16 protein-coding genes and 1 pseudogene are annotated in these 22,196 nt (G+C 62.5%); 4 read left to right on the forward strand and 13 right to left on the reverse strand.

All coding sequences use genetic code 11. The features are described from left to right. Nucleotides 1-30 precede the first annotated feature (30 nt). The 9 genes from B2V21_RS16120 to B2V21_RS16160 all read right to left on the reverse strand — a co-directional run bounded on the left by B2V21_RS16120 (nucleotide 31) and on the right by B2V21_RS16160 (nucleotide 13,731). Complete coding sequence (locus tag B2V21_RS16120; protein ID WP_286917373.1) at nucleotides 31-1,689, reverse strand: dipeptide ABC transporter ATP-binding protein; 1,659 nt, start codon at nucleotides 1,687-1,689, stop codon at nucleotides 31-33. Then, nucleotides 1,686-2,552, reverse strand: a complete 867-nt coding sequence (locus B2V21_RS16125; protein WP_286917414.1) for an ABC transporter permease — start codon at nucleotides 2,550-2,552, stop codon at nucleotides 1,686-1,688. Before B2V21_RS16125 ends, B2V21_RS16120 begins: the two co-directional genes overlap by 4 nt. A 52-nt stretch (nucleotides 2,553-2,604) precedes the next feature. Next, a complete protein-coding gene (locus B2V21_RS16130; protein ID WP_286917374.1) occupies nucleotides 2,605-3,657 on the reverse strand; it encodes an NADP(H)-dependent aldo-keto reductase in 1,053 nt (350 codons plus the stop codon). 33 nt (nucleotides 3,658-3,690) lie between these two features. Then, the gene (locus tag B2V21_RS16135; protein ID WP_286917375.1) at nucleotides 3,691-5,022 is read right to left on the reverse strand and encodes an LLM class flavin-dependent oxidoreductase; all 1,332 of its coding nucleotides are present in this window, start codon (nucleotides 5,020-5,022) and stop codon (nucleotides 3,691-3,693) included. A 20-nt stretch (nucleotides 5,023-5,042) separates the two neighbouring features. Then, nucleotides 5,043-6,329, reverse strand: coding sequence for an acyl-CoA dehydrogenase family protein (locus B2V21_RS16140; RefSeq protein WP_286917376.1), 1,287 nt, complete (start codon nucleotides 6,327-6,329; stop codon nucleotides 5,043-5,045). Between the two features lie 48 nt (nucleotides 6,330-6,377). Next, nucleotides 6,378-7,313: an ABC transporter permease gene (locus B2V21_RS16145; RefSeq protein ID WP_056842431.1), complete on the reverse strand. Its 936-nt coding sequence runs from the start codon at nucleotides 7,311-7,313 to the stop codon at nucleotides 6,378-6,380. Beyond that, nucleotides 7,310-9,043: an ABC transporter substrate-binding protein gene (locus B2V21_RS16150; RefSeq protein ID WP_286917377.1), complete on the reverse strand. Its 1,734-nt coding sequence runs from the start codon at nucleotides 9,041-9,043 to the stop codon at nucleotides 7,310-7,312. Before B2V21_RS16150 ends, B2V21_RS16145 begins: the two co-directional genes overlap by 4 nt. A 13-nt stretch (nucleotides 9,044-9,056) precedes the next feature. After that, nucleotides 9,057-11,204: a TonB-dependent receptor family protein gene (locus tag B2V21_RS16155; RefSeq protein ID WP_286917378.1), complete on the reverse strand. Its 2,148-nt coding sequence runs from the start codon at nucleotides 11,202-11,204 to the stop codon at nucleotides 9,057-9,059. Between the two features lie 331 nt (nucleotides 11,205-11,535). Then, nucleotides 11,536-13,731 carry a TonB-dependent receptor family protein gene (locus B2V21_RS16160; RefSeq protein WP_286917379.1) on the reverse strand — a complete coding sequence of 732 codons (2,196 nt, stop codon included), beginning with the start codon at nucleotides 13,729-13,731 and terminating at the stop codon, nucleotides 11,536-11,538. 377 nt (nucleotides 13,732-14,108) lie between these two features. Here B2V21_RS16160 and B2V21_RS16165 point away from each other — a divergent pair, with 377 nt between their 5' ends. Beyond that, entirely contained in the window at nucleotides 14,109-14,783 is a 675-nt protein-coding gene (locus B2V21_RS16165; protein ID WP_043190299.1) for an MgtC/SapB family protein, read from the forward strand. 111 nt (nucleotides 14,784-14,894) lie between these two features. On the opposite strand, the gene B2V21_RS16170 is transcribed toward B2V21_RS16165, so the two are convergent. From B2V21_RS16170 to B2V21_RS16180, 3 genes and pseudogenes are all read right to left on the reverse strand, one after another. Next, nucleotides 14,895-15,404 carry a GNAT family N-acetyltransferase gene (locus B2V21_RS16170; protein ID WP_286917415.1) on the reverse strand — a complete coding sequence of 170 codons (510 nt, stop codon included), beginning with the start codon at nucleotides 15,402-15,404 and terminating at the stop codon, nucleotides 14,895-14,897. Between the two features lie 90 nt (nucleotides 15,405-15,494). Then, nucleotides 15,495-16,595: pseudogene (locus tag B2V21_RS16175) on the reverse strand (GNAT family N-acetyltransferase); the annotation flags it as partial. Further along, complete coding sequence (locus tag B2V21_RS16180) at nucleotides 16,555-18,654, reverse strand: TonB-dependent receptor family protein (protein WP_286917380.1); 2,100 nt, start codon at nucleotides 18,652-18,654, stop codon at nucleotides 16,555-16,557. The pseudogene B2V21_RS16175 and the gene B2V21_RS16180, both read right to left, overlap by 41 nt. Nucleotides 18,655-18,938: 284 nt before the next feature. Between B2V21_RS16180 and B2V21_RS16185 the strand changes: the two genes are divergently transcribed. Both B2V21_RS16185 and B2V21_RS16190 read left to right on the forward strand, forming a co-directional pair. Next, nucleotides 18,939-19,238: a type II toxin-antitoxin system HigB family toxin gene (locus B2V21_RS16185; RefSeq protein ID WP_134721857.1), complete on the forward strand. Its 300-nt coding sequence runs from the start codon at nucleotides 18,939-18,941 to the stop codon at nucleotides 19,236-19,238. Beyond that, complete coding sequence (locus B2V21_RS16190; RefSeq protein WP_134721856.1) at nucleotides 19,238-19,588, forward strand: helix-turn-helix domain-containing protein; 351 nt, start codon at nucleotides 19,238-19,240, stop codon at nucleotides 19,586-19,588. Before B2V21_RS16185 ends, B2V21_RS16190 begins: the two co-directional genes overlap by 1 nt. Before the next feature lie 117 nt (nucleotides 19,589-19,705). Here B2V21_RS16190 and B2V21_RS16195 read toward each other — a convergent pair whose 3' ends face one another. Further along, nucleotides 19,706-20,734: a hypothetical protein gene (locus B2V21_RS16195; RefSeq protein WP_286917381.1), complete on the reverse strand. Its 1,029-nt coding sequence runs from the start codon at nucleotides 20,732-20,734 to the stop codon at nucleotides 19,706-19,708. 215 nt (nucleotides 20,735-20,949) lie between these two features. On the opposite strand from B2V21_RS16195, the gene B2V21_RS16200 reads away from it, so the two are divergent. Next, a complete protein-coding gene (locus tag B2V21_RS16200; RefSeq protein WP_286917382.1) occupies nucleotides 20,950-22,104 on the forward strand; it encodes a MalY/PatB family protein in 1,155 nt (384 codons plus the stop codon). Nucleotides 22,105-22,196: the final 92 nt, after the last annotated feature.

The following is a 22,196-nucleotide window of genomic DNA, read 5'->3' on the forward strand; positions in this document are numbered from 1 at the left end:
TGTGGCGAGCGGATCGTGTAGCGGCTCGGGTCAGATCGCCAGGGGTAGATAGGTGAGCGCACGCAGGGCGCCGGTCTGCAGGGTCGGTACGGCGCTGAGCAAGGCTTGGGTGTAAGGGTGTTGCGGGCGGTCGAGGACTTGTCGCACCGCGCCCGCCTCCACCACCTCGCCATCCTTCATCACCAGTACATGGTCACTGACGTGGTTGATCACACCCAGGTCGTGGGAAATGAACAGGCACGCCAGCCCCAGCCGATTCTTGAGATCGTCGAGCAATTCCAGAATCTGCGCCTGTACCGACACGTCCAGCGCCGACACCGGCTCGTCACACACCAGAATCTGCGGCTCGGCCGCCAGCGCGCGGGCAATCGCGATACGCTGGCGTTGCCCTCCGGACAACTCGATGGGTCGCCGATCGATTACCGCAGCGTCCATCTTCACCAGCGCCAGCAAGTGCTGGGCCCGGCTCTCCCACGTTGCACGGGGATGACCCGCCACCTGCAACGCCTCGAACAGCACCTTTTGCACCGTGTAGCGCGGATCGAACGAGCTCAGCGGATCCTGGAACACCACCTGAATGCTGTGCCGAGCCTTCGCCTGCTGGGCCTTGTCGAGATCGGACCAGCGCTGGCCGTTGATCCACACCTGACCGCTGTCGGGACGTTCCAGTCCCAGGATCATGCGCGTAAGGGTGGTCTTGCCCGACCCGGATTCGCCGACGATGCCCAAGGTCCGGCCACGCTCCAGGCGCAGGGATACATCCGCGACCACCCTGCGCACCCGCCCGTCCGGACCTGGGAACGACTTGCTCAGGTGTTCGGCGCGAAGCAGAACTTCGCCGGTTTGGGGCACTTCGGCAATGGCCGCCGCGTCACCGTAAGCGCGGCGAAAGTGCACCGCGGTACCGGCTGCCAGCAGGCTCTGGGTATAGGGATGGTGAGGATCGCGCAGGATCTGGTCGACACTGCCCTGCTCCACGATCACCCCGTGCTGCATCACCGCAATGCGTGTGGCCAGGCGTGCGACCACTGCCAGGTCATGGCTGACAATGAGCATGGCCGTGTCTGCCCCGCGCAGCGATTCGAGCAGGCTCATGACTTGCGCCTGAACGGTGGCGTCCAGCGCCGTGGTGGGCTCGTCGGCGATCAGCAGGCGCGGGTTGCAGGCGATGGCCGAGGCGATCAAGGCACGCTGGCGCAAGCCACCCGACAACTGGCCCGGGTGCTGGCGCGCACGCAATTCCGGCTCGGGAACGCCGACCGACCGCAACAGCTCGATGACCCGCGCATCGCGCTGCTGGCGCTTCAGGTCGGTGTGCAGGCGCAGCGGCTCGGCGATCTCCTGGCCGACCCGTCGCAACGGGTCCAGGGAACCCAACGCATCCTGCATGACGAAGCCCAACTGGGCGCCGCGCAGTTGCAGCCAGTCCTTCTCGCGCAGCGTGCGCAGATCCCGCCCGGCGAATGACAAGCGCTCGGCGCGGACCTGAGCGTGCGCCCCTGTCAGCCCGGCCAGGGTACGCGAGGTCACGCTCTTGCCCGAACCGGATTCGCCCACCAGCGCCAGGCATTCACCGGCGCGCAACTGAAAGCTGATGCCGCGGATCACCGGCTGCGCCTGGCCGGCGAAAGCGACGTGCAGATCCTGTACATCAAGCACCGGCAGCGCTGGCTGGACAATGGCATTCATAAGCGTTTTCCTTCGCTGCGACGCAGCAGTTCACGGCCGATGGCGGTGATCGAAATGACGGTGAAGGTGATCGCCAGCGCCGGCCAGGCGACCAGCCACCAGGCGTTGGCGAGGAAGTTGCGGCCGATGGCGAGCATGGTCCCCCACTCCGGCGCAGGCGGCGGCGCACCAAAACCGAGGAAGCTCAACGCCGCGCCTGCGGTGATGTTGCCGCCAATGCCGATGGTGGCCAGGATCAACACCGGCTTGATCGCATTGGGCAGCACGTGTCGCCCGATCACCGCTGCGCGCCCCAGGCCCAGGGTGGTCGCCGCTTCCACGTAACCTGCGCCACGCACCACCTGAGTTTGCGCGCGCACCAGGCGGGCGTAGCGCGGCACGCTGGCGATGCCGACGGCGATGATCAGGTTCAAGGTGCCCTGGCCGAAGAAGGTGATGATCACCAGCGCCAGCAGCAGATCGGGGAACGCCAGCAGCACGTCCACGCTGCGCATGACCGCCGCGTCCAGCCAGCGTGGACCCAAGCCTGCGACCACGCCCAGCAAGGTGCCCAGTGCCAGCCCCATGGCCGTGGCCGCCAGGCCCAGCAGCAGCGAAGGCCGCACGCCGTGGATCAGGCGGCTGAGTACATCGCGGCCATTCTCGTCGGTGCCCAGCCAGTGCAACGCATCGGGCGCGCGATACGCCTGGCGCGCCACGGCATCGAGCGGGTCGATCGACGTCAACAGGCTTGGGGCGATGGCCGCCACCACCAGCAGCAGCACGAAGGCGCCGGCCAGCACCAGGCCTGGGCGCAACAGGGTGCGGGCGCGCCGACGGCCGATGCCGGCGTCCAGTGTGCCCGCCGGGACCGGGCCCAGCATCGTGGGCGATGAACTGATTGCCATGGACGATTCTCCGTACGGCAAGCGCCGATCAAGGCGCCGGGTTGGGGGTCGCGCGATGGATCTCGGCGATCTTGTCCAGCAGGGTTGGGGTGAATTCGATGTCCAGCGCGCTGAAGTTGTCCTGCAACTGCGCCTCGCTGGTCTGCCCGGTCAGCACGCTGCTGACGAACGGCTGCCGGGCAACGAAGCCCAAGGCCAGTTGCGCAGGCGTATAGCCGTAGTCCTTGGCCAACTGCACGTAGGCGGCGATGGCGCGGCTGGCCGACTCGCTGTCGTAGCGGTTGAAGGTGCGGTACACCGAGGTCAGTCGCGAACCCTGCGGTCGCGCGCCGTTCAGGTATTTGCCGGTGAGGGTGCCGAACGCCAGTGGCGAATAGGCCAGCAAACGCACCCCTTCGCGATGGCTGAATTCCGACAGCCCGCCTTCGTACAGCCGGTTCAACAGGCTGTAGGGGTTCTGCACACTGGCAATGCGCGGCAGCCCGCGTTGCTCGGCCTGTTGGAGAAAGCGCGCCACGCCCCAGGGCGTCTCGTTGGAGACACCGATGTGACGGATCTTGCCGGCCTTGACCAGTTCGCCGAGCACCTCCAGGGTTTCTTCGATGGCAACACTGCCGCTGTCGTCGACATAGGGGTATTCACGTTGACCGAAGATATTGGTGGTGCGATCGGGCCAATGCAGCTGGTAGAGGTCCAGGTAATCGGTCTGCAGGCGCTTGAGGCTGCCTTCCAGCGCGGCGGTGATGTTGGCACGGTCGTGGCGGGTCAAGCCGTCGCGGATGTGGCCGCCGGTGCCCGGCTGGCGCGGTGGGCCGATGATCTTGCTGGCCAGCACGACGTCGGCACGACGCCCGCTGCGTTGCAGCCAGGTGCCGATGAAGCGCTCGGTGCTGCCCCAGGTATCGGCATGGGTCGGCGTGGGATACATCTCTGCGGTGTCGATCAGATTGACGCCGTGCGCCAGGGCCAGGTCCAGTTGCCGATGGGCGTCCTGCTCGCTGTTCTGATGACCCCAGGTCATGGTGCCCAGGCCGAGCAGGCTGACGTTGAGGTCGGTGTTGCCAAGGGTGCGATATTTCATGGTTCGAATCGGTCCGTTGCAGCCGAGAGAGGTTCAGGCGCTGTGTGCGTACTGGCTGGCCGGATACGGCAGGCCCAGGTGATCGCGCAGGGTGTGGCCGCTGTATTCGTGGCGGAACACGCCGCGCTGGCGCAGCAGCGGCACCACTTCATCGACGAAGATCTCGACGCCGGAGGGAAACATGTCCGGCATGATGTTGAAGCCGTCGGCGGCACCGGCCAGAAACCAGTGCTCCAGGGTGTCGGCGACCTGTTCCGGGGTGCCGACCAGCAGGCGATGGCCCACCAGAATGCGCCGGGACAGTTGGCGGATGCTGAGGTTTTCCCGACGCGCCAGGTTCAGCTGGGCTTCCAGAAACCCGTGGGAGCCGCGTTCGAACGAGGCCACCGGGCCGATCTTGTCCCAAGGCAAGGGTGCGTCGGGGTCCAGCTCGGCCACGCTCAGGCCGACGCGCGCCGCCACCTGATACAGCAAGCCTTCTTCGCCGTGGAAATCGTTGAGCCGATCGAAGCGCGCGTGGGCTTCAGCCTCGGTACTGCCGATCACCGTCGACAGGCCCGGCATGATCTTCAGGTGCGCCGGATTGCGCCCCCACTGACGGGCGCGGTGTTTCATTTCCTGATAGAAGCCCTGGCCGTCTTCCAGGGTGGTCTGGGTGGTGAAGATCGCATCGGCGTAGCGCGAGCCCAGCGCCTTGCCACCTTCGGAGGAGCCGGCCTGCACCAGCACCGGTCGGCCCTGGGGCGAGCGCGGCAGGTTAAGCGGGCCCTTCACCGAAAAGTGCTCGCCGACGAAGTTGGGGGTGTGCACCTTGGCCGGGTCGGCGAAACGGCCGCTGACGGCATCACCGATGATCGCGTCGTCTTCCCAGCTGTCCCACAGCTTGAGGGTGATGTCGATGAATTCGTCGGCGCGGGCGTAGCGGTCCACGTGCAGCGGCGCGCCGGCCAGGCCGAAGTTCTGCGCGGCGGCATCGCCGGCGTTGGTCACCACGTTCCAGGCCGCCCGGCCGCCGCTGATGTGGTCCAGCGAAGAGAGGCGCCGCGCCAGGTTGAACGGATCGTTGTAGGTGCTGGACGCGGTGGCGATCACCCCGATGCGTTGAGTGGCCAGCGCCACGGCGGTCAGCAGTACGGTGGGCTCCAGGCGACCGGCCGGGTGCTGCGCCACGTCGCCGCCCAGCGCCGGACCGTCGGCGAGGAAGATCGCATCCAGCGTGCCGCGTTCGGAGATGCGCGCGATGTTGCAATAATACTCAGCGTCCAGATAGGCATTGGCCGGCACCTCCTCCGCCCGCCAGGCGGCTGCGTGGGCGCCGAAGCCGAGGATGTTCATGCCGATGCTCATTTGCGGTTTGGGGCTCATGGCGGTTCCTTGGAAACGGTTCAGACGGCGCTGGCTTCGTCGTGCAGCGCAGTGGCGGGTTCGGACTGGGCGGCGTCGTGCGCAGCCTGCGAGGCGCGCCAGGCGGCATTCGGGCTGATGCCGTTGAGGTAGTAGTTACCCAGCGCCCGCTCGCGGTAGATCGCCGGGTTGTGCGAGGCCAGTGTGCGCGCGTTGCGCCAGTGCCGGTCCAGGCGCCGCGACTGGCTGGTGGCCGAGGCACCGCCGACTTCGAACAACAGCGTGGTGGCCTCCAGCACCTGCTCCAGCACGATCTGCTGAGCCTGAAAGGCGCGCACTTCGGCCTCGGTGTAATGGGCTTCACTGGCCTGCCCGGCACGTTCGGCCTCGTAGACGTTCTGCAACACCTGGGCGACCGCCAGCACCTGGGTCTGCGCGGCATAGGCCAGGCTCGACAGGCGACCGACGACGCGCTGTACGAGTGGATCTTCCTTGGGGCTGGACTGGCCCGGGACGCCAAAGGCGCGGGTCCGGCCCTGGACGAACTCGCTGGCATCGCGCAGCACCGCCCGGGCGATCCCGGCAAGGGTCGCCAGGTGAAACAGTTGATAGAACGCCGAAATGTAGGACTCGGGACGCTGCTCGCCGGCTGCATAGCGACGCAACACGTACTCGGACGGCACCGGGACATTGTCGAAACGCGTGGTGCCGCTGCCCGACAGGCGCTGGCCGAAGCCGTCCCAGTCGTCGTCGCGGCTCACGCCGGGCGCGTTGGTCGGCACCGAGACGCTGACGAAGTCCTCACCGGTCAGCGCCGACACGGCGATCCAGTCGGCGTACAGGGTGCCGGTGCAGTAAAACTTCTTGCCGTCCAGACGCCAGCGCTGCTCACCTTCGGCCGTCAAGGTCACGCTCTGCTTGCTGGTGTCGGTACGCTCGGCCATGGCCGCGCCCCACAGATCACCGGCAACCACCTTGCCCAGCCAGTACGCCTGGGACTCGGCTTCGTCGCGGGACAGGCGGCCTTCGACGAAGCCGAAATGCGCGCGCAGGATGTGCGGCAGGTTCGAGTCAGCCTCGGCCAGCTCGATTAGCAGCTCGAACAATTGCGGCAGGCTGGCGCCACCGCCGCCCTGCTCGCGAGGCACGCGCAGCGCCCCGAAGCCGGCCTCACGCAGCCAGTTCACCGCATCGAAGGCCAGCTCGCGCTGCTGCTCGCGGGCCAGCGCAGTGTCCTCGATGCGCGCGAAGATCTCGGCAAAGGGGGCCCGCAGGCGGGCGTAGTCGGAAGCCAGCGGAAAACCGCCGGTACGCTGTTCAACACTCATGATCATTCCTTGCGTCATCGGGCTGCCGAGCAGCCATGAAAATTCGGGTCATGCGGACTTCACTCGCGGGTCGACCCAGTGGTTGATCAGGTCCACCACCAGGTTCACCGCCACATAGATCGCCGCCGCCAACAGGGTGATGCCCAAGACCATGGGCACGTCCTTGGCATTGGCGGCATCGAGCATCAGCCGGCCGATGCCTTGGCGGGAAAACAGCAACTCCACGATCACCGCCCCGCCCAGCAGGCTGGCGAACACGAAGCCGGCCAGGGTCACCAGTGGCACCAGCGCATGGCGCAGGGCGTGGCGCAGGCGCACGCCGGTTTCGGACATGCCCCGGGCGCGCGCCATGGCGATGAAGGGTTGGTCGAGTATGTCTTCCAGTTCCTGACGCAGCACCTGGGTCAGTACGGCGGCGAGTGGTAGGGCCAGAGCCAAGGTCGGCAGGATCAGCGACTGCCAACTGCCCGATCCGGAAGGCGGCAGTACATGCCAGTGAAAGGCGAACACCAGCAGCAACAGGATGCCGATGACGAACGAAGGCGCCGACGACAGCACCAGCTCGGTCCCCGACACCAGCGAGCGCACCCACGGGCTGCGCTTGGCCGTAGTGATCGCGCTGATGACCGACAGCAGCACGGCCACCAGCGCCGCGCAGATCGACAGCTGCACCGTGGCGCCGATCTGTGCGCCAATGGCCCGCGTGACCGGAATGCGCAGGCGATAGGACTCGCCCAGATCGCCCTGGACCAGGCGAGCGATGTAGTGGCCGTACTGCACGATCAGCGGCTGATCGAGGCCATACTCGGCGCGCACCCGCACGATCATCTCCGGGGTCGGCATGGATTCCGGGCCGCCGAGAATGGCCAGTGCGGGGTCGCCACCGCTGAGGTTGATGGCCAGAAAGGTCAGGCTGGCCGCGCCCCACAGCACCCCGACACCGGCCAGTAGCCGCCAGAAAATCCTGATCGCGATACTGTTCATTCAGCCTCCTTTTGCAGCCACAGGCTGGGCAGGAAAACGGTGTTGTGGGAGGTGTCGAAAATCACCCCGGCAAGGCGTTTGGAATACGCCACCAGCACATGGCTCTCGAACGACGGCACCACCGGCACTAACTCGGCCAGACGCTGCTGTGCCTTGCTGTACAGCGGTTGCAACTGCGCCGGATCGTGACTGCGCCGCGCCGCGGCCAACAGTCGATCCAGCTCGGCATCGCGAAAGCGACCGGCGTTCTGGCCGATGCGTTTTTCCGAGGTGATGGAGTCGCTGTGGTAGAGGATGTACAGGCCGTCCGGCGTATTGGTGTGCCAGTAACCGCCGCCAATCATCTGGAAATCGCCGGCATAGCGGCGGTCGGTGGCCTGGGCCACCGGCAACAGTTCGATGCGCAGCTGGAAACCGAGCTTTTTCAGGTCCGCCTGAATCGCCACCGCCACGGCGCTGGAGAAGCTCGGGCTCTCGGTGGCCAACAGCGTCGCCCCCAGCCGCTGGCCGTTGCGGGTGCGATACCCCTGAGGATCACGCGCGGTCCAGCCCGCCTCGTCGAGGGCGGCGTTGGCCGCTTTGGGGTCGTAAGCCAGCACGTCTTTGTAGGCCGGGTCGTAATAGCGCGTATTGGCGGCGAGAAAATCAGCCTTGGGCCGGAACTCGCCAAAACCGATGATCCAGGCCAGGCCCTCGCGGTCGATCCCCTTGGCCACCGCACGACGCACGCGCACATCGTCGAACGGCGCCTTTTCCACGTTGAAGGTCAGGCTGCGAAACGGATTGCCCTTGCGAATGCGGCTGCGCAGGGTCAGCGCCGTCGACTCGCGAATGCCCCTGGCATTCTGCGGCGGCGCATCCAGGGTCAGATCGGACTGTCCGGCCTCCAGTGAGGTGAAGCGGATCATCGCCTCGGGCACGAAACTCAGCTCGATGCGGTCGAGGTAGGCTTCGCCCTGGTGGCGTGTGACTGGCGGCGACCAGTCATAGCCTTCGCGGCGCACGAACACCGCGCCCTGGTCGCGGGTGTAGCTGTGCAGCACGAACGGTCCGGAGCCGACTGGATGCTCGGCGATCGATTTCGGCGCTTCGAGAATCTGCTTCGGCGAAATCATCCCCAACCAGGATTGCGCGAGCACGTCGAGAAACGGCGAGTAGGGTTCGCGCAAGGTGGCCTCGAAGGTGTACTCGTCCAGCACTCGCCCCTGCACATAGGGCGCGATGTAAGCCGCAGCCAGCGGTGATTTGGTGGCCGGATCGCGCATGTGCTCGAGGTTGATCTTCACTGCCTGGGCGTTGAAGGGCTCGCCATCGCTGAAGGTCACGCCCTCGCGCAGGTGGAAGGTGTAGGTCAGGCCGTCGTCCGACACCTCCCACGATTTGGCCAGCCAGGGCGAGACGTTGCCCTGCTCGTCCTGATAGACCAGGCAGTCGTAGAGCAACCGCCCCAGCCACTGCACGTTGCCATGGGAAATGGAATGCACATCGAAGGTGCCGGTATCGGCCGCGGTGGTCACCCGCAGGGTACCGCCGCGCTCGCCCGGCCCGGCTTCGTGGTAGTCGCTGGCGGGATAGCTGATCAGGTCGCCGTCGACGATGCCATCGGTGCTCGGCGCGCGCGTGACCGGCGTACTGGTGGCATCTGTGCGGGGTACATCGGTACTGGGCGAACAGGCCGACAGCGCTAGCAACGTGCTGACGAGCGCGGCCCTGAGAAACACGAGTGTCATGAGCGGGCAGCCATCAGAAGTTATAGGTCACACCGGTGAACGCGCCGAAGCCATCCCCCGGATAGAGCGCGGCCGTGTCCTGCCCCTGCGCGTTGTAGCCGGGCACGATGGCGGTCACGTAGTCCTTGTCACCTAGGTTCTTCAGGTCCACGTAGGCCTGCCACTGCTTGCTCGGTGCGTCGTAGCCCAGGCGTGCACCGAAAATCGTGTAGGACGGCGCATTGAATGTGTTGGCGTAGTCCACCGCCGTGCTGGACACGGACCGGACGTTGACGCCTGCGTAGAAGCCGTTGGCGTACTGGTATTGCAGCTCGGCCTGGTAGATGTGCTTGGGCAAACCGGGGAGTTCGTTCCTGCTGAACGAGGGGTCGTGGCGATAGTAGAAGTCGTTCAGCGTGTAAGCCTGGCGCCAGCTCAGGACGTCGCCATTGCTGCCCTGCCAGAGCCGCGTGGTCAGCCCCGCTTCGATGCCCTGGTGAATGGTCGGGGTGGCGTTTGAGGTCGTGACGATCGCCGCAGTGTTGCCAGTGGCGGCGGCAATCTGGGTCGTCAGCAGTTCGTTCTTGATCCAGGAGCGGTACAGCACCAGGCTGCCATCGAAGCGCTCGGACTGGCCGCGGATACCGAACTCCACGGTGTTGGCGGTCTGCGGCACCAATGGCTTGATGTAGTTGTTGGTCACCCCGGAATTGGAGATCGACCACGAGCTGGGCGGGTCGATGGAGCGGCTGACGTTGCCGAACACCTGCAGGTTCGGCGTCAGCTCGTAACGCAGCCCGGCCCGGGGTGCCAGGGACCAACCGTCATAGTCGTAACGCGTGGGGAAGCCGCTGGTGTTGGCTCGGTCGCTGAACGTCACGTCGATGTCGCGCTCGATCTGGATCGCCGAAACGCCGGTGCTCAGGTACAACCGGTCGGTCAGCCCCAGGTCGTTGCCCACGGTGAAGACACGGTCGGACGAGCCGTCGTACTTGACGTTCTTCTGCAGGATGCCAAGGTCCTTGTCACCGCGGTAGGTCTTGGCGCCGGCATTCAGGTGCTCGGTGCTGGTGAAGCCCAGGGTGGTGGTGCTGTCCAGCCCGAACAGTTGATCGTTGCGGGTGTATTTGAGCGAGGCGTTAAGGTCGCTCCAGTCCCAGTAATTCGGGTTGACTGGACTGCGCCGATTGAGGATCTGCGGGTAGTCGTGGTAGCCGATGCCGAATTCCAGGGTCGCGTCGTCGTCGAAGGTGTAGGTGGTCTTGCTCGCCACCCAGGTCGACCCGCGTTTGGTGGAGTCGCCGCGGCTGGTGCGCGTGGCCGCATTGGTCTGGGTGCTGTCGTGTTTGAGCTGGGCACGGGTCAAGGCCCCGGCATTCTCGTGGAATTCCTCGCGATAACGCACGATCAGGCGGGTCTGCAGCTTCGGGCTGAAGCGGTAGCCGAAATTGCCCACCACGCCTTGGGACTTGCTGAAAGTGTAATCCTGATAACCATCGCGTCGAGCGTTGTCGACGCTGACGAAGTAATCCGCATCGCCCACCACACCACCGGTGCGCAGGGTCTGTTTCTGCCAGCCGAAACTGCCGCCTTCGAGCTTGATCTGGCTGCCCGGTGCGCTGTAGCCGGTGTGGGTGATGAAGTTGATGCCACCGCCCAACGACAAGGCGCCGTACTCGAATGCATTGGCGCCGCGCAGGATCTCGGTGTACTGCAGGCCCTGCCCGTCCAGCAGTTCGTACGGCGTGCCCCCGGCGCCGGTCAGGGCCAAGCCGTCAAAGAGAAACTTGGTGCCTTCGCGAAAGTAGCCGGGCGAAGCATTCGCGCCGGAACCACGGATGGAAATCTTGATCGCGTCATTGCCCCCCGCCGACTGCGCGTACACGCCAGGCTGGTAGGCCAGGGTGTCTTCGAGGCTGGCCGAACGGCCCTTGTTGACCTCGGCCTGGTCGACCAGGCTGGTGCTACCGGGCACTTCCGCAAGCCTGGCCCGCGCCTGCTCGACCGGTGTCGCCTTGGCCGCCTGCACGGTGACCGTTTGCAAGCGTTGCTCGGCCGTATCGGCCAGCGCCGGCGTGACGTTGAACAACAGGCAGGCGCTCAGGCCTGAGGCAAGTTCGGTATAACGAAAAGCGCTGCTGCGCCGATTGTTCAATGACGGCGTAAAGGCATGTAACTTCAACGGTGTTGCTCCCACCCAATGAATATAAGGCGAGCTTCTATTGGTATAGTCGGACTCGGGTGATGACGTCTGCGACCTCATCGATAAAGTTGGAGATTGCAGTGTTCGTGCCAATCACCAAGTGCCCTGAACAGGGAACTTTTTTGATATCAGGTAGCGGCTGGATGTTTGAAATAGCCGCAACTGCTCAGTGACTGCTGCCCCAGCAACACTTGTGAGAGATAGCCCCCCGTAGGAGCGGTCCGTGGCCGCGAAGGGCGCGATTCGGTCTGCCTGATACACCACAGCGCCCCTTTCGCGGCCGATGACCGCTCCTACGGTAGGCATTGAATTACCGGAAGCTGTACTGCACCCCCGCATACGCACCTATACCATCCCCCGGAATGATCGCCCTGACATCGTTGCCGTTGGCATTGAACGTCGGGCTGATGGAGGCGGCGTACTTCTCGTCGGTCAAATTGCGCAGGTCCAGATAGACATTCCAATCCTTCTTCGGCGAATCCCAGCCCAGTATCGCGCCCCACAGGTTGTAAGAACCGGCGTCCTTGGTGTTGGCAAAATCCACCGGTGTCTTGGAGGCGTAGTAAGTGTTCACGCCCACATAGACGCCATTGCTGAAGTCATAACGCAGTTCAGCCTGGTAATTGTGTTTGGGAATGCCGGGCAACCGATTGCTGCCGAACTGCTCGTCATCGCGGTAGAAAAAGTCGCTGTAGGTATAGGACTGACGCAGGTGCAACGAATCACCATCGTTCTGGTACAGCAGAGAATCCAGACCCAGCTCCACACCCTGGTGAATGGTCTTGCTGGCGTTGTATTCGGAGGTCAGCGCATCGGCGGTAGACGTGGCCTCTCTGATGATCACCGAGAGCAGCTCATCCTGCACGTGGGACCGATAGAACGTCAGGTCCCAGTTGTTGTTGCCGAACTGCCCACGGGTGCCAAATTCCAACGTATCGGCAATCTGCGGTTCAAGTTTCTGTCCGCCGGAGTTGAGCCCGGTGGCCGGCCCGGACTTGAACACCTGCGCCCCGGATACATAAGCCCACGATTGCTGCGCCTCGACCGTGCGACTGAGGTTGCCGAACAGTTGCCAATTGGGATTGATCTGATAACGCACGCCCACCCTGGGGGCAAACTCCCAGTCGTTCTTTTCGATGGGGTTGTTGGGGTTGTCGGCCTCGCCACCTATCGGATACGACACCTTGGCCTTGCGCTGGAACTCCACGGCGGAAAGTCCTGCGCTCAACCACAGCGTGTTGTCGATCCACTCGGTTTCATTGCTGGCGCTCAACACGGTGTCGGAGCCTTCGTACTCAGCCTTGCGCACCAACGCCCCGGACGGCAGGTTGGCGGTGATACCGGAAGAAATCCGCACCTTGGTCTTGGCGTAAGCATTCAAATGCTCGGTCCGCAGCGCGTTGAATCGAGTGATGCTGTTCTTGCCGAACAACGTATCCAAGCGGTCGTATTTCAAACTGGCGGAATAATCGCTGAAGCCCCAGGTCGTGCGGTTGACGCCCTGTCGCGCGTCGATTGGATAGTCGTGGTAGACCAATCCCACTTCCAGGTTGGAATCGTCATCGAAGGTGTATTGGGTCTTGCTCGCTACCCAGGTCGAACCTGGCTGTTTGCGATGCGCACGTACGTTCACACTGGCCGGGTTGGCCTGCTCGGGATCGTCCTTGAGTTGCGCGCGGGTGATGTAACCAGGCGTCTCGTTATCGGTGGTGCGATAGCGGTAGTAGAGACGGGATTTCAACTGCGGCGAAAACTGGTAGCCGATGTTGCCGGCGAAACCGGCGCTCTTGCCTTGGGTTTGATCCTGAAAACCATCCGACGCCGAGTCGGTGAGGCTGACGTAATAGTCGAGCGGGCCCAGCACTTGCCCTGAACTGATCTGACGCTTTTGATAGCCGTAACTACCGGCCTCATAGCGCACTTGCAAGGGCGCGGAATTGTAGCCGGTCTTGGTCACGTAGTTGATCGCACCGCCCAGGTACAACGAGCCAATATCGAAAGCATTGCCGCCGCGCAGCACTTCGGTATGGCTCAGGCCCAGCGGCTCGAACAGTTCATAGGGCGTACCGCCAGGCCCGGACACCGGCAGGCCGTCGAACAGGTAGAAGATGCCAGCGCGGAAATAACCCACGCCCTTGTTGATACCCGACCCACGAATGGAAATCCGTGTGCCGTCGTTGCTGCCGCCGCCCTGCGTGGCGATTACACCGGGCTGCAGAGCGAAGATATCGGTACTGGTCGACACGCGCCCCTTTTCTACGGCCGCTGAATCAACATAGTTGACCCCACCTGCCACTTCCTTCAAAGCCGTTTCGGCGCGCTGGTTCTCGTCCAGCCTGGCACCCTGAACAACTACGGTACTGAGTTGACTGGTCGGCTTCTGCTCGGCCGATTCGGTGACGGGTGCGGCATGAAGTTGGCCGATAAACAGCAATGTCGCCCCCGCGCCCAGCGCCGACGGCAAGCGATTGCGTGCCGTCGTTGTTGCAATGACTTCCCCGTTCATTCCCTGCTCCTGCTTGACTCATATAACACCGCCCTGAATAAAGACGGTGCTTATTTATTGGCAACAGGGTGATAGCAGAGAGCGTGCCAGCTATTGAGCGGCTGAAACGCGTTAAAACAGCACATTAGAGCGGCCAAGTGGCCGCCAGCACACACTTGGTGATGAACGACTGCCTTGATTCGAACACTTGAAACTTCACTACAGCCCTGTCAACAAACACCTGATATCAATCATCCGTGGGAGCGGTCATCGTCCGCGAAGAATTCTTCACCTATTTATCGTGAACAATAAGCGCCTGCAGTCGTCAGCATGCCTATCGTCAATTTGGAACCCGACGCCAACGACGGCGGGTTCCACCCTTACCAAGGAGGTCAACCATGCTCACCGATTGGGAAATGTGTATCCGCCTGCTGTTGGCTGCCCTGCTCGGCAGCCTGATCGGGCTCGAACGCGAACGGCTGCTGTGGGCCGCAGGTCTGCGTACTCACATGCTGGTGTGCGTGGGCTCGTGCCTGCTCATGATCGTATCGTCGTTCGGCTTTCAGGATGCCCTGGCCATGGCGCACACCGAACTCGACCCCTCGCGGGTGGCGGCGCAGGTGGTTTCAGGTATTGGTTTCCTGGGCGCCGGCTCGATCCTGCTGCGCGGCGAAGTGATTCGCGGACTCACCACGGCGGCCAGCCTCTGGACAGTCGCCGCCATCGGCCTATCGGTAGGCGGTGGGCTGTACGTGGTCAGCACCGCCGCCACCTTTATCATTCTGGTGATCCTGATCGCCATAAAACCTATGGAGCGGGTCTACCGCAACCGCGTGCAGGTCCATGTCATCAAACTGATCGCCCCGTCGCAGACGCTTTCCCTGAAAAAGGTCAACGAAGTGATGGGCAACCGCGCGGGCAAGGTCAGACAATTCATCGTCGAAAAAGGCAATCGTGACGACACCGACAGCATCACCATCGAACTCAAACGCACTTCAGGCGCGCAGGCCAAGCAGATACTGGAGCAACTGCTGACCATCGACGGGGTTCAGGAGGATGCTTCCAGCCAATGATGTTTCTGGTCGTCAAGTTGCAACGGCGTGAACTCCATACCGATGCTCGGCATTGGCCCATGTTTCGCCATGACGAACGACATACAGCTGCATGAGACCTACCCCGCTCAGTCAAAGACGGCCGCTGTACCGGACTTCTTGCAATTTCATCCCGCCGCGTTCGAGCATCCGTCGTGTTTCCGGCTCCTCGGCAAGTCCAGCGGCTTGATAAAACCTGATCGCCCGTACGTTTTCGACCAGTACCCACAGCGTGACTTTTTCATAGCCCTGCTCGGCCAGCCGAGCAAGGGCTGCCAGCCATAATCGCCGCCCTACTCCGGAGCCCCAGTGTTCGGCCAGTACATACACAGCCATCACTTCGCCCACTCGTTGAGGGTCTGCATCGTGGTCGCGGCTGGGCCCGAACGATATCCAGCCGACGACAGCGTCCGCCAACGAGGCGACCTGCACTTGCGAATCGTGCCCTGTGATGCTCTGTTCCCAGTTTGCCTGTCTCTGCAGCAAGGTCTGGTCCAGTCCGTCCAGATAAGCTTGATCCATCAAATCACGATACGCCTGCTGCCAACTGCGGATATGCACATCAGCGATCTGCGCCGCATCTTCGAATGCTGCAGGCCGCACTGCGGGCCAGTTGAACACCAGCGTGTCACACACCCCGAAGACATCGGATCGACGATCGCCGACCAAGGTACGAACCAGACGAAACCCGACCGACTCCGCGAGCTGGCGGCTGGCGGTGTTGGCCGAAGACGTCGTCAGGTACAAATGTGCTCCAGGCAACTGGGCAATCAGTGCCGTCAATGCTTCGCGCATCAAACCCCGGCCCTGGAATAATTGGTTCGCCCAGTAGCCTATCTCGTGGGAGCCATCGGCCTTGGGGGTGAAGCCGATACACCCCACCAGTTGCTGCGGGTGCTCGCGAGTCAGCAGGAAGAACTTTTTCTCCGCATCGTGGCGGACGAAATCGCTCTGCGCTCGCTGCAGGGTGTCCAGCGTATCGGTCAGCTCCCAGCGTGGCCGGCTCCAAACCAGAAACAGACGATGGGTTTCGTAACTCGCGTTCAAGGCATCCGCCAAGAGCTGTGCCAGGGCAACATTCGGGGCGACTATTTCAAGACGAGGCGTCAGCAGCGGCGTCTGCACCAGAGACGGGATCAACTGTGTGCGATAACGCACCAGCGACAGAGATTCCCCATCCTCAACCACCGTTCGCTCGCTGCCAGGTTCGCGGACGAACCCAATGGCCTGATAGAACCCGATTGCCCGCTCGTTCCCCGCCAATACCCACGCGGTCACGTCGGTGTAGCCGTCGCGCGTGAGGTTTTCTTGGATGACCTGCCACAACTGGCGACCCAGACCTTGCGACCAGACCTCGGGCAGCAGATTGATAGCGCGCAGTTCGGCCGTAGCCGAACCCGCCTCAGCATCCCTGCTGGGCCCGAACGAGGCCCAACCCAGGACTTGCCCGCTTCGCTCGATCACCCCCAACGACATTGTCCGCTGAACGATCGCCTCGCGTAGCACGTTTGCCCGCTGCTCCAGCTTGTCTTCAAGCGCCAGCAGGTAGGACGGTGAAAGAAGGTCTTGGTAGGCCGCCTGCCAGGCGGCCAGATGAACATGTGCGAGTTGTTGTGCATCCTCCATTTGTGCCGCTCGCAGACGAATCGTGCTTGAGTCACAAGTGCTTTGTTCGTACATGTGCCACATCCTTGTCGTTACTGGTACCCATGCGAAACCATACCTGGGTTGAGCGTACAGGCCAACGCACCGATCAAAACCGAAACGCAACGCCAGTCGTGACATTGAACGCATCCCCCGGGTAGAAATTGGCCGAATCCTGCCCGCGGGCGTCGTAGGTGGTGTTGGCTGCGGTGGCGTAGCGTTCGTCGGTCAGGTTGCGCATGTCCAGGAACACGTCCCAGCGTTTGCTTGGGGCTTCGAAGCCTATGCGGGCGCCGAGGATGGTGTAGGACGGCGCGCTGAAACTGTTGGCGTAGTCGATGAAGTAACTGGAGGCCGAACGCAGGTTGAGTTGGGCGTAGAAGCCTCCGGCCTGCTGGTACTGAAGCTCGGCCTGGTACACGTGGCGTGGCAGGCTGGGCAGTTCGTTGCCGCCGAAGGTGTTGTCGTGGCGATAGTAGAAATCGTTGAAGGTGTAGGCTTGGCGCAGGTTCAGCGTGTCGCCGTTCTCCCCTTCCCACAGCAGCGCATTCAATCCCGCCTCGACGCCTTGGTGAATGGTCGGGCTGGCGTTGGACGAAGCCACCAGTTGGTCTTGATTGGCCGAGGCCTGACGCACCACCACGGACAGAATCTCGTCATCGATCCAGGACCGATAGAACGTCAGACTGCCATCGAAAATCCCGGCACTGGCACGCACGCCCAGCTCGGCGGTGGTGGCCTTCTGGGGTTTCACGTCGCGTATGAACGGCGAGCCGGTGCTGCCCAGCTGCCAGGTCACGGGCGGGTCGATGGAGCGGCTGACGTTGCCGAACAGCTGGATGTCCGGCGTCAGTTCGTACCGCAGGCCCAGCCGCGGCGCGGTGTCCCACTCGGAGTAGTTCACGCCATCGGGAAACTCGCTGGTGTTCACCCCGGTGGTGTATTCGATCTCGGCCTTGCGCTTGATGTTGATGAAAGAAAGCCCGGTGGACAGCCAGGTTCTGTCGTTGAGCTGCAGCTCGTTGCCCAGCGCCAGCACGCTGTCGCGCGAGCCGGTGTACTTTGTGTACTGCAACAGTTGGCCGGTGCTGCGGCTGTGGGATTTGACATCGCCCAGGTAGGCCAGGGTATTGCTGAAGGTGATGCTGCTGTCGCTGGGCAGGCCGAACAGTTCGTCGTGGGCGCGGCGATAGCGCAGGACCACGCTGGTGTCCTTGGAGCGCCAGTCCTGTGGCGAAACCGAATAACGCCAGCCGTTGAGCAACGGGTAGTCGTTGTACCCCAGGCCCACTTCCAGGGTCGAGTCGTCGTCGAACCTGTAGGTGGTGTTGCTGCCCAGCAAGGTGGTGCCGTCCTTCTTGCGACCAGTGGGGACGTCGTTGCTGCGCGGATCGTGCTTGAGCTGGGCTCGAGTCAGGGTGTTGCCATTGGTGAGCTGTTCTTCGCGGTAGCGCAGAAAGAAACGCGTTTCCAGTTTGGGGCTGAACACATGACCGAAGTTGGCGATCAGGTCGCGGCCCTTGTTGGCCGTGTTGTCCTGATAGCCGTCGCGCTCGTTGTGCAGCACGCTGACATAGTAGTCGCTGTGGCCGACCACGCCACCGGTGCTCAGTTGCTGTTTGCGGTAGCCGAAACTGCCCGCTTCGAACCGTGCGTAGTTGCCTGGGGACGTGCGTCCGGTGCGGCTGACGAAGTTGATCGCGCCACCCAGCGACAGCGCCGTGTGCTTGAAGGCGTTGGCGCCGTACAGCACTTCGGTGTGATCGACTGCGGCCATGTTCAGCAGGTCTTCCTGAGTCCCGCCCGGCCCGGTGATCGGCAGTCCGTCGTAGAGGAATTTGATGCCCAGGGCATAGCCCTGATAGAAGGTATTCAAACCCGAACCGCGAATCGAAATCTTGTTGGCACCGGTGCCGCTGGTGGCCTGCGCGAACACCCCCGGTTGTAGCGCAAGTACGTCTTCGGCATTGGAGGCACGGCCTTTCTCGACTTCTTTCATGTCGACGACCGCGGTGGTACCGGGGGTCTTGTCCAGTTCGACCTTGGCCTTTTGCGCTTCGCTGCGCGCCGCGCCCGTCACCACCACCGTGGACAGCTGGGTATCCTCGGCGTGGGCCAGACCCAAACTGGTGGCGGTGAACAATGCCACGCTGCTTGATACGAAAGCGCGATATGAACCACTGGGCTTGCGGCCCGATGTTGAACCCATGGATGAAGCTCCTGAACGCTACGAAAAGATGAGGAGCCTCTATTCGTATAGTCGCGCTCGCAGGGGCTTGAGCAGCTATCGTGCCAAGGGTGAAACACCATAGGCAGGGCATTTGGCAGCAAAGGAGCGATCGTTATGATGCAACCTGTCGCTCCGCTGTTGGCTCAGCGACAGTACTGGTGGTGCAATGGGGTAGGTCAATACACATCCGGCACCAGAACGACACTTGACCCTCACGCAATTGAACCAGAAAATCCTCCCAAAAAGGGAGATCCGCATTTATCATGAGAGTCATCGCCAAGCGAACACTGCGAGAATTCTGGGAGCGGAACGGACACGGTGACGCGCAGCGGCCGTTGATCGAGTGGCACAATCTCATGATCAACGCCAGCTGGCTTACCCCTCAGGCACTAAAAGCCGAGATCGGTACAGCAAGCATCATCAAAGCAGGCAGGGTCGTTTTCAACGTAGCAGGCAACAAGTATCGCTTGGTCGTAGCGATCGACTACAACCACCAGATTGCATGGGTTAAGTTCATTGGCACTCATGCCCAGTATGACCAGATCGACGTGGAGACCATCTGATGAATCTCAAACCCATCCGTAACGAGACAGACCTTCAGAACGCATTCGCTCGCATGGAAGAGCTGTGGGGTGCGCAGCCTGGTACTGCTCGTGCCGATGAATTGGAAGTTCTCGCGATACTCATCGAGAAATACGAAGACCAGTATTACCCTATCGGTCCGTCCGATCCTATCGAGGCGATAAAATTTCGAATGGACCAGCGAGGCCTGAGCATGCGCGATCTGGAGCCCTTCATCGGCTCGAGTGGGCGTGTGTCTGAGGTATTGAACGCCAAACGCTCCTTGAGTCTTGCGATGATCAAGCGCCTGCATGTCGGGATGAACATTCCCTACGAAAGCCTATTGGGCTGAGCCTTACTTCAGTCGAATGTCATTGACCTCGAACCGCACAATCGTAGCCGAATAAAAAGCCCACGCTGACCTGATCAGCGTGGGCTTTTCTACAACCGTGTTACGTGTGCGGATCGATTAGACCGCAGCAACGACCTTGGCAGGTGGCTGAGTACGACGACCCAGTACACCGGCACCGGCGGCTACCAGACCCGAGATCACCAGGGTGATCAGCAGGATCCAGGCGCCTTGCGAAACGCGCTTGGCGGCCACTTCGGCAGCTTCACGGGCTTTCTGCTCGGCCTGAGCTTTCAGTTCCTGATACTTGGCATAAGCCTGACGGTAGCTGGCCTGGGCCTGATCGACGATCTGGTTGGCTTCAGCATCGGTCTTGTTGCCACGTGCCTTGATCAGATTGACCAGCGCTTCGCGGTCAGCAGCATCCCAAGCCTGGTCGCCCTTGGCCTTGATGCGATCCATCAGACCAGACAGCTGGTTGTCGGCTTGCTGAGGGTTCTCGGCGCTGCGCTGAGCGGTGTTCTGCGCGTCTTGTTGAGTCGCCTGAGCTTCCTGCTTGACGTTGTCGGGGTTCAGTTCAGGCTTGCCGGTCTGACGCATGGCCAATTCGATCTCGCCCTGGATATCCTCCAGGTTGAAGTCGATGCCTTGCTGACGCAGTTGATCCTGGATCTTGTCGCCCAGTGCAGGAGCGACTTGAGCGATGCCACTGCCCAGTGCGGATACGCCGCTGCCAGCCAGGTTCAGACCGCCACGGACAACGCCGGTGACTGCGCTGGATACCAGGTAGACAGTGATCAGCGAAACGCTCGCCCAGACCAGCAGACCGTGGAAAGCGCCTTCGCGCTGTGCCAGACGGCCAGCAGCCCAACCGCCCACGAACAGCGAGATGACTGCGCTGACCACGACCCAGATACCGGCACCGGTGCCGATGCCCGACAGCGGATTGGCTTCTTGCATTGGATCGATGGTGGCTGTACCGATGGCAGTACCCAACAGGTTGAGCAACAACGAAACCACCATGGCAAGTACCACACCGGCGAGAATCGCACTCCACGAAATTCGCTTGAGCAACGGCGCGGTTGTGGCGTGGTCATGGTAGACCGGGGTGGTGTAGCCGTCTGGAGCGATACGGTCATCGCGGATCATGATTGTAGTCCTTTGGGTCAGTGGCAGAACGAGTAGGTGAACTCGCTTACAGCAATGACCAAGGGCTTCGCGAAAAAGTTTTAAAAAAACATTGAATATCTTTTTTCGGCTGTATGGACTGGCTTGATAGGCGTGACTGGCCGCAGTCACCTTGGCTGGTTACTATGCCCGTACAAGCCTTTGAATTCTCCATGCATTGCAGCCATGAGCACACGATGAGTACAGACCTGGACACGCTGTTCGACCGCACCGGCACGGGCAGTACCAAATGGAGCCGCTACCCCGAAGATGTATTGCCGATGTGGGTCGCCGACATGGATTTCGCCGCACCGCCTGCGGTCATCGAACGCTTGCAGACGCGTCTGACCCATCCGGTTCTGGGCTACAGCGTGCCCTCGGACGAACTGCGTCAGGTGCTGGTCGATTACCTGCGCGAGCACTATGACTGGCAGGTGCAGATGCAGGACATCGTGGTTCTGCCGGGTGTAGTGCCTGGGGTCAACATGGCGCTGCACGGTCTGGTGGCCGAACGCGATGGCGTGGTGGTGCATACCCCCAACTATCCGCCGCTGCGCCAGGCAGCCGGGCACTGGAAGATGCGCAGCATCGAGGTGCCGTTGCGGGCCGACGCACAAGGTCAGTGGGCGTGCGACTCGGAGCGGCTGCAGCAGGCGCTGGCCGAGAGCTCGGCGTACCTGCTGAGCAATCCGCACAACCCGATCGGCAAGACCTATAGCCGCGACGAACTGCGCACGATCGCCGAAATTTGCGTGGCGCAGGATGTGTTGATCATCAGCGACGAGATCCACGCGGACCTGCAGTTCGATGGACGTCGGCATATCCCTGTCGCGTCGCTGTCGCCGGAAGTGGCGCAGCGCACCATTACCCTGATGTCCGCAAGCAAGACCTACAACGTGGCGGGGCTCAAGACAGCCTTTGCAGTGATCCAGAATCCTTCGTTGCGCGCTCGCTTCGACGCGGCACGGGTGGGCATGGTCGACAGCGTCAATCCGCTGGGGATGGAAGCCACCCATGCCGCCTATGCGCAGCCGGGCGAGTGGTTGGAACAGCTGAAAACCTATCTGCAGGGCAATCGCGACTACCTGCTGGAAACGATTCGTACGCGGCTGCCCGGCGTCGTGGTGCATGCGCCACAAAGCACCTACCTGGCCTGGCTGGACTGCTCGGCTTTGGGCCTGGACAATCCGCAGCGGTTTTTTCTTGAACAAGCTCGAGTGGGCCTGAGCGCCGGCCCGGAGTTCGGCGAAGGACTGGAGCAATTCGTTCGCCTGAATTTCGGCTGCCCGCGCGCACTGCTGACCGAAGGCCTCGCCCGCATCGAACGCAGCCTGCAACACCGCACCCCGTAGCAGCGGCGCGAGCCGCGTCCGGGTTCAACACGGTCATCCAGAAACACCGCGGGCACCGCCGACGCAGCTTGCGCAGCTGCTACAGGGATTGC

The sequence above is a fragment of the Pseudomonas sp. UBA6276 genome (assembly GCF_002438365.1).
In the GTDB taxonomy this organism is placed as follows: Bacteria; Pseudomonadota; Gammaproteobacteria; order Pseudomonadales; family Pseudomonadaceae; genus Aquipseudomonas; species Aquipseudomonas coleopterorum.

Coding starts and splice junctions, on each gene's coding strand:
- B2V21_RS16190 (WP_134721856.1), top strand. CDS start 19,238: ATGAATCTCAAACCCATCCGTAACGAGACAGACCTTCAGAACGCATTC.
- B2V21_RS16195 (WP_286917381.1), bottom strand. CDS start 20,734: ATGATCCGCGATGACCGTATCGCTCCAGACGGCTACACCACCCCGGTC.
- B2V21_RS16180 (WP_286917380.1), bottom strand. CDS start 18,654: ATGGGTTCAACATCGGGCCGCAAGCCCAGTGGTTCATATCGCGCTTTC.
- B2V21_RS16120 (WP_286917373.1), bottom strand. CDS start 1,689: ATGAATGCCATTGTCCAGCCAGCGCTGCCGGTGCTTGATGTACAGGAT.
- B2V21_RS16200 (WP_286917382.1), top strand. CDS start 20,950: ATGAGTACAGACCTGGACACGCTGTTCGACCGCACCGGCACGGGCAGT.
- B2V21_RS16145 (WP_056842431.1), bottom strand. CDS start 7,313: ATGAACAGTATCGCGATCAGGATTTTCTGGCGGCTACTGGCCGGTGTC.
- B2V21_RS16140 (WP_286917376.1), bottom strand. CDS start 6,329: ATGAGTGTTGAACAGCGTACCGGCGGTTTTCCGCTGGCTTCCGACTAC.
- B2V21_RS16160 (WP_286917379.1), bottom strand. CDS start 13,731: ATGAACGGGGAAGTCATTGCAACAACGACGGCACGCAATCGCTTGCCG.
- B2V21_RS16150 (WP_286917377.1), bottom strand. CDS start 9,043: ATGACACTCGTGTTTCTCAGGGCCGCGCTCGTCAGCACGTTGCTAGCG.
- B2V21_RS16125 (WP_286917414.1), bottom strand. CDS start 2,552: ATGCTGGGCCCGGTCCCGGCGGGCACACTGGACGCCGGCATCGGCCGT.
- B2V21_RS16135 (WP_286917375.1), bottom strand. CDS start 5,022: ATGAGCCCCAAACCGCAAATGAGCATCGGCATGAACATCCTCGGCTTC.
- B2V21_RS16185 (WP_134721857.1), top strand. CDS start 18,939: ATGAGAGTCATCGCCAAGCGAACACTGCGAGAATTCTGGGAGCGGAAC.
- B2V21_RS16130 (WP_286917374.1), bottom strand. CDS start 3,657: ATGAAATATCGCACCCTTGGCAACACCGACCTCAACGTCAGCCTGCTC.
- B2V21_RS16165 (WP_043190299.1), top strand. CDS start 14,109: ATGCTCACCGATTGGGAAATGTGTATCCGCCTGCTGTTGGCTGCCCTG.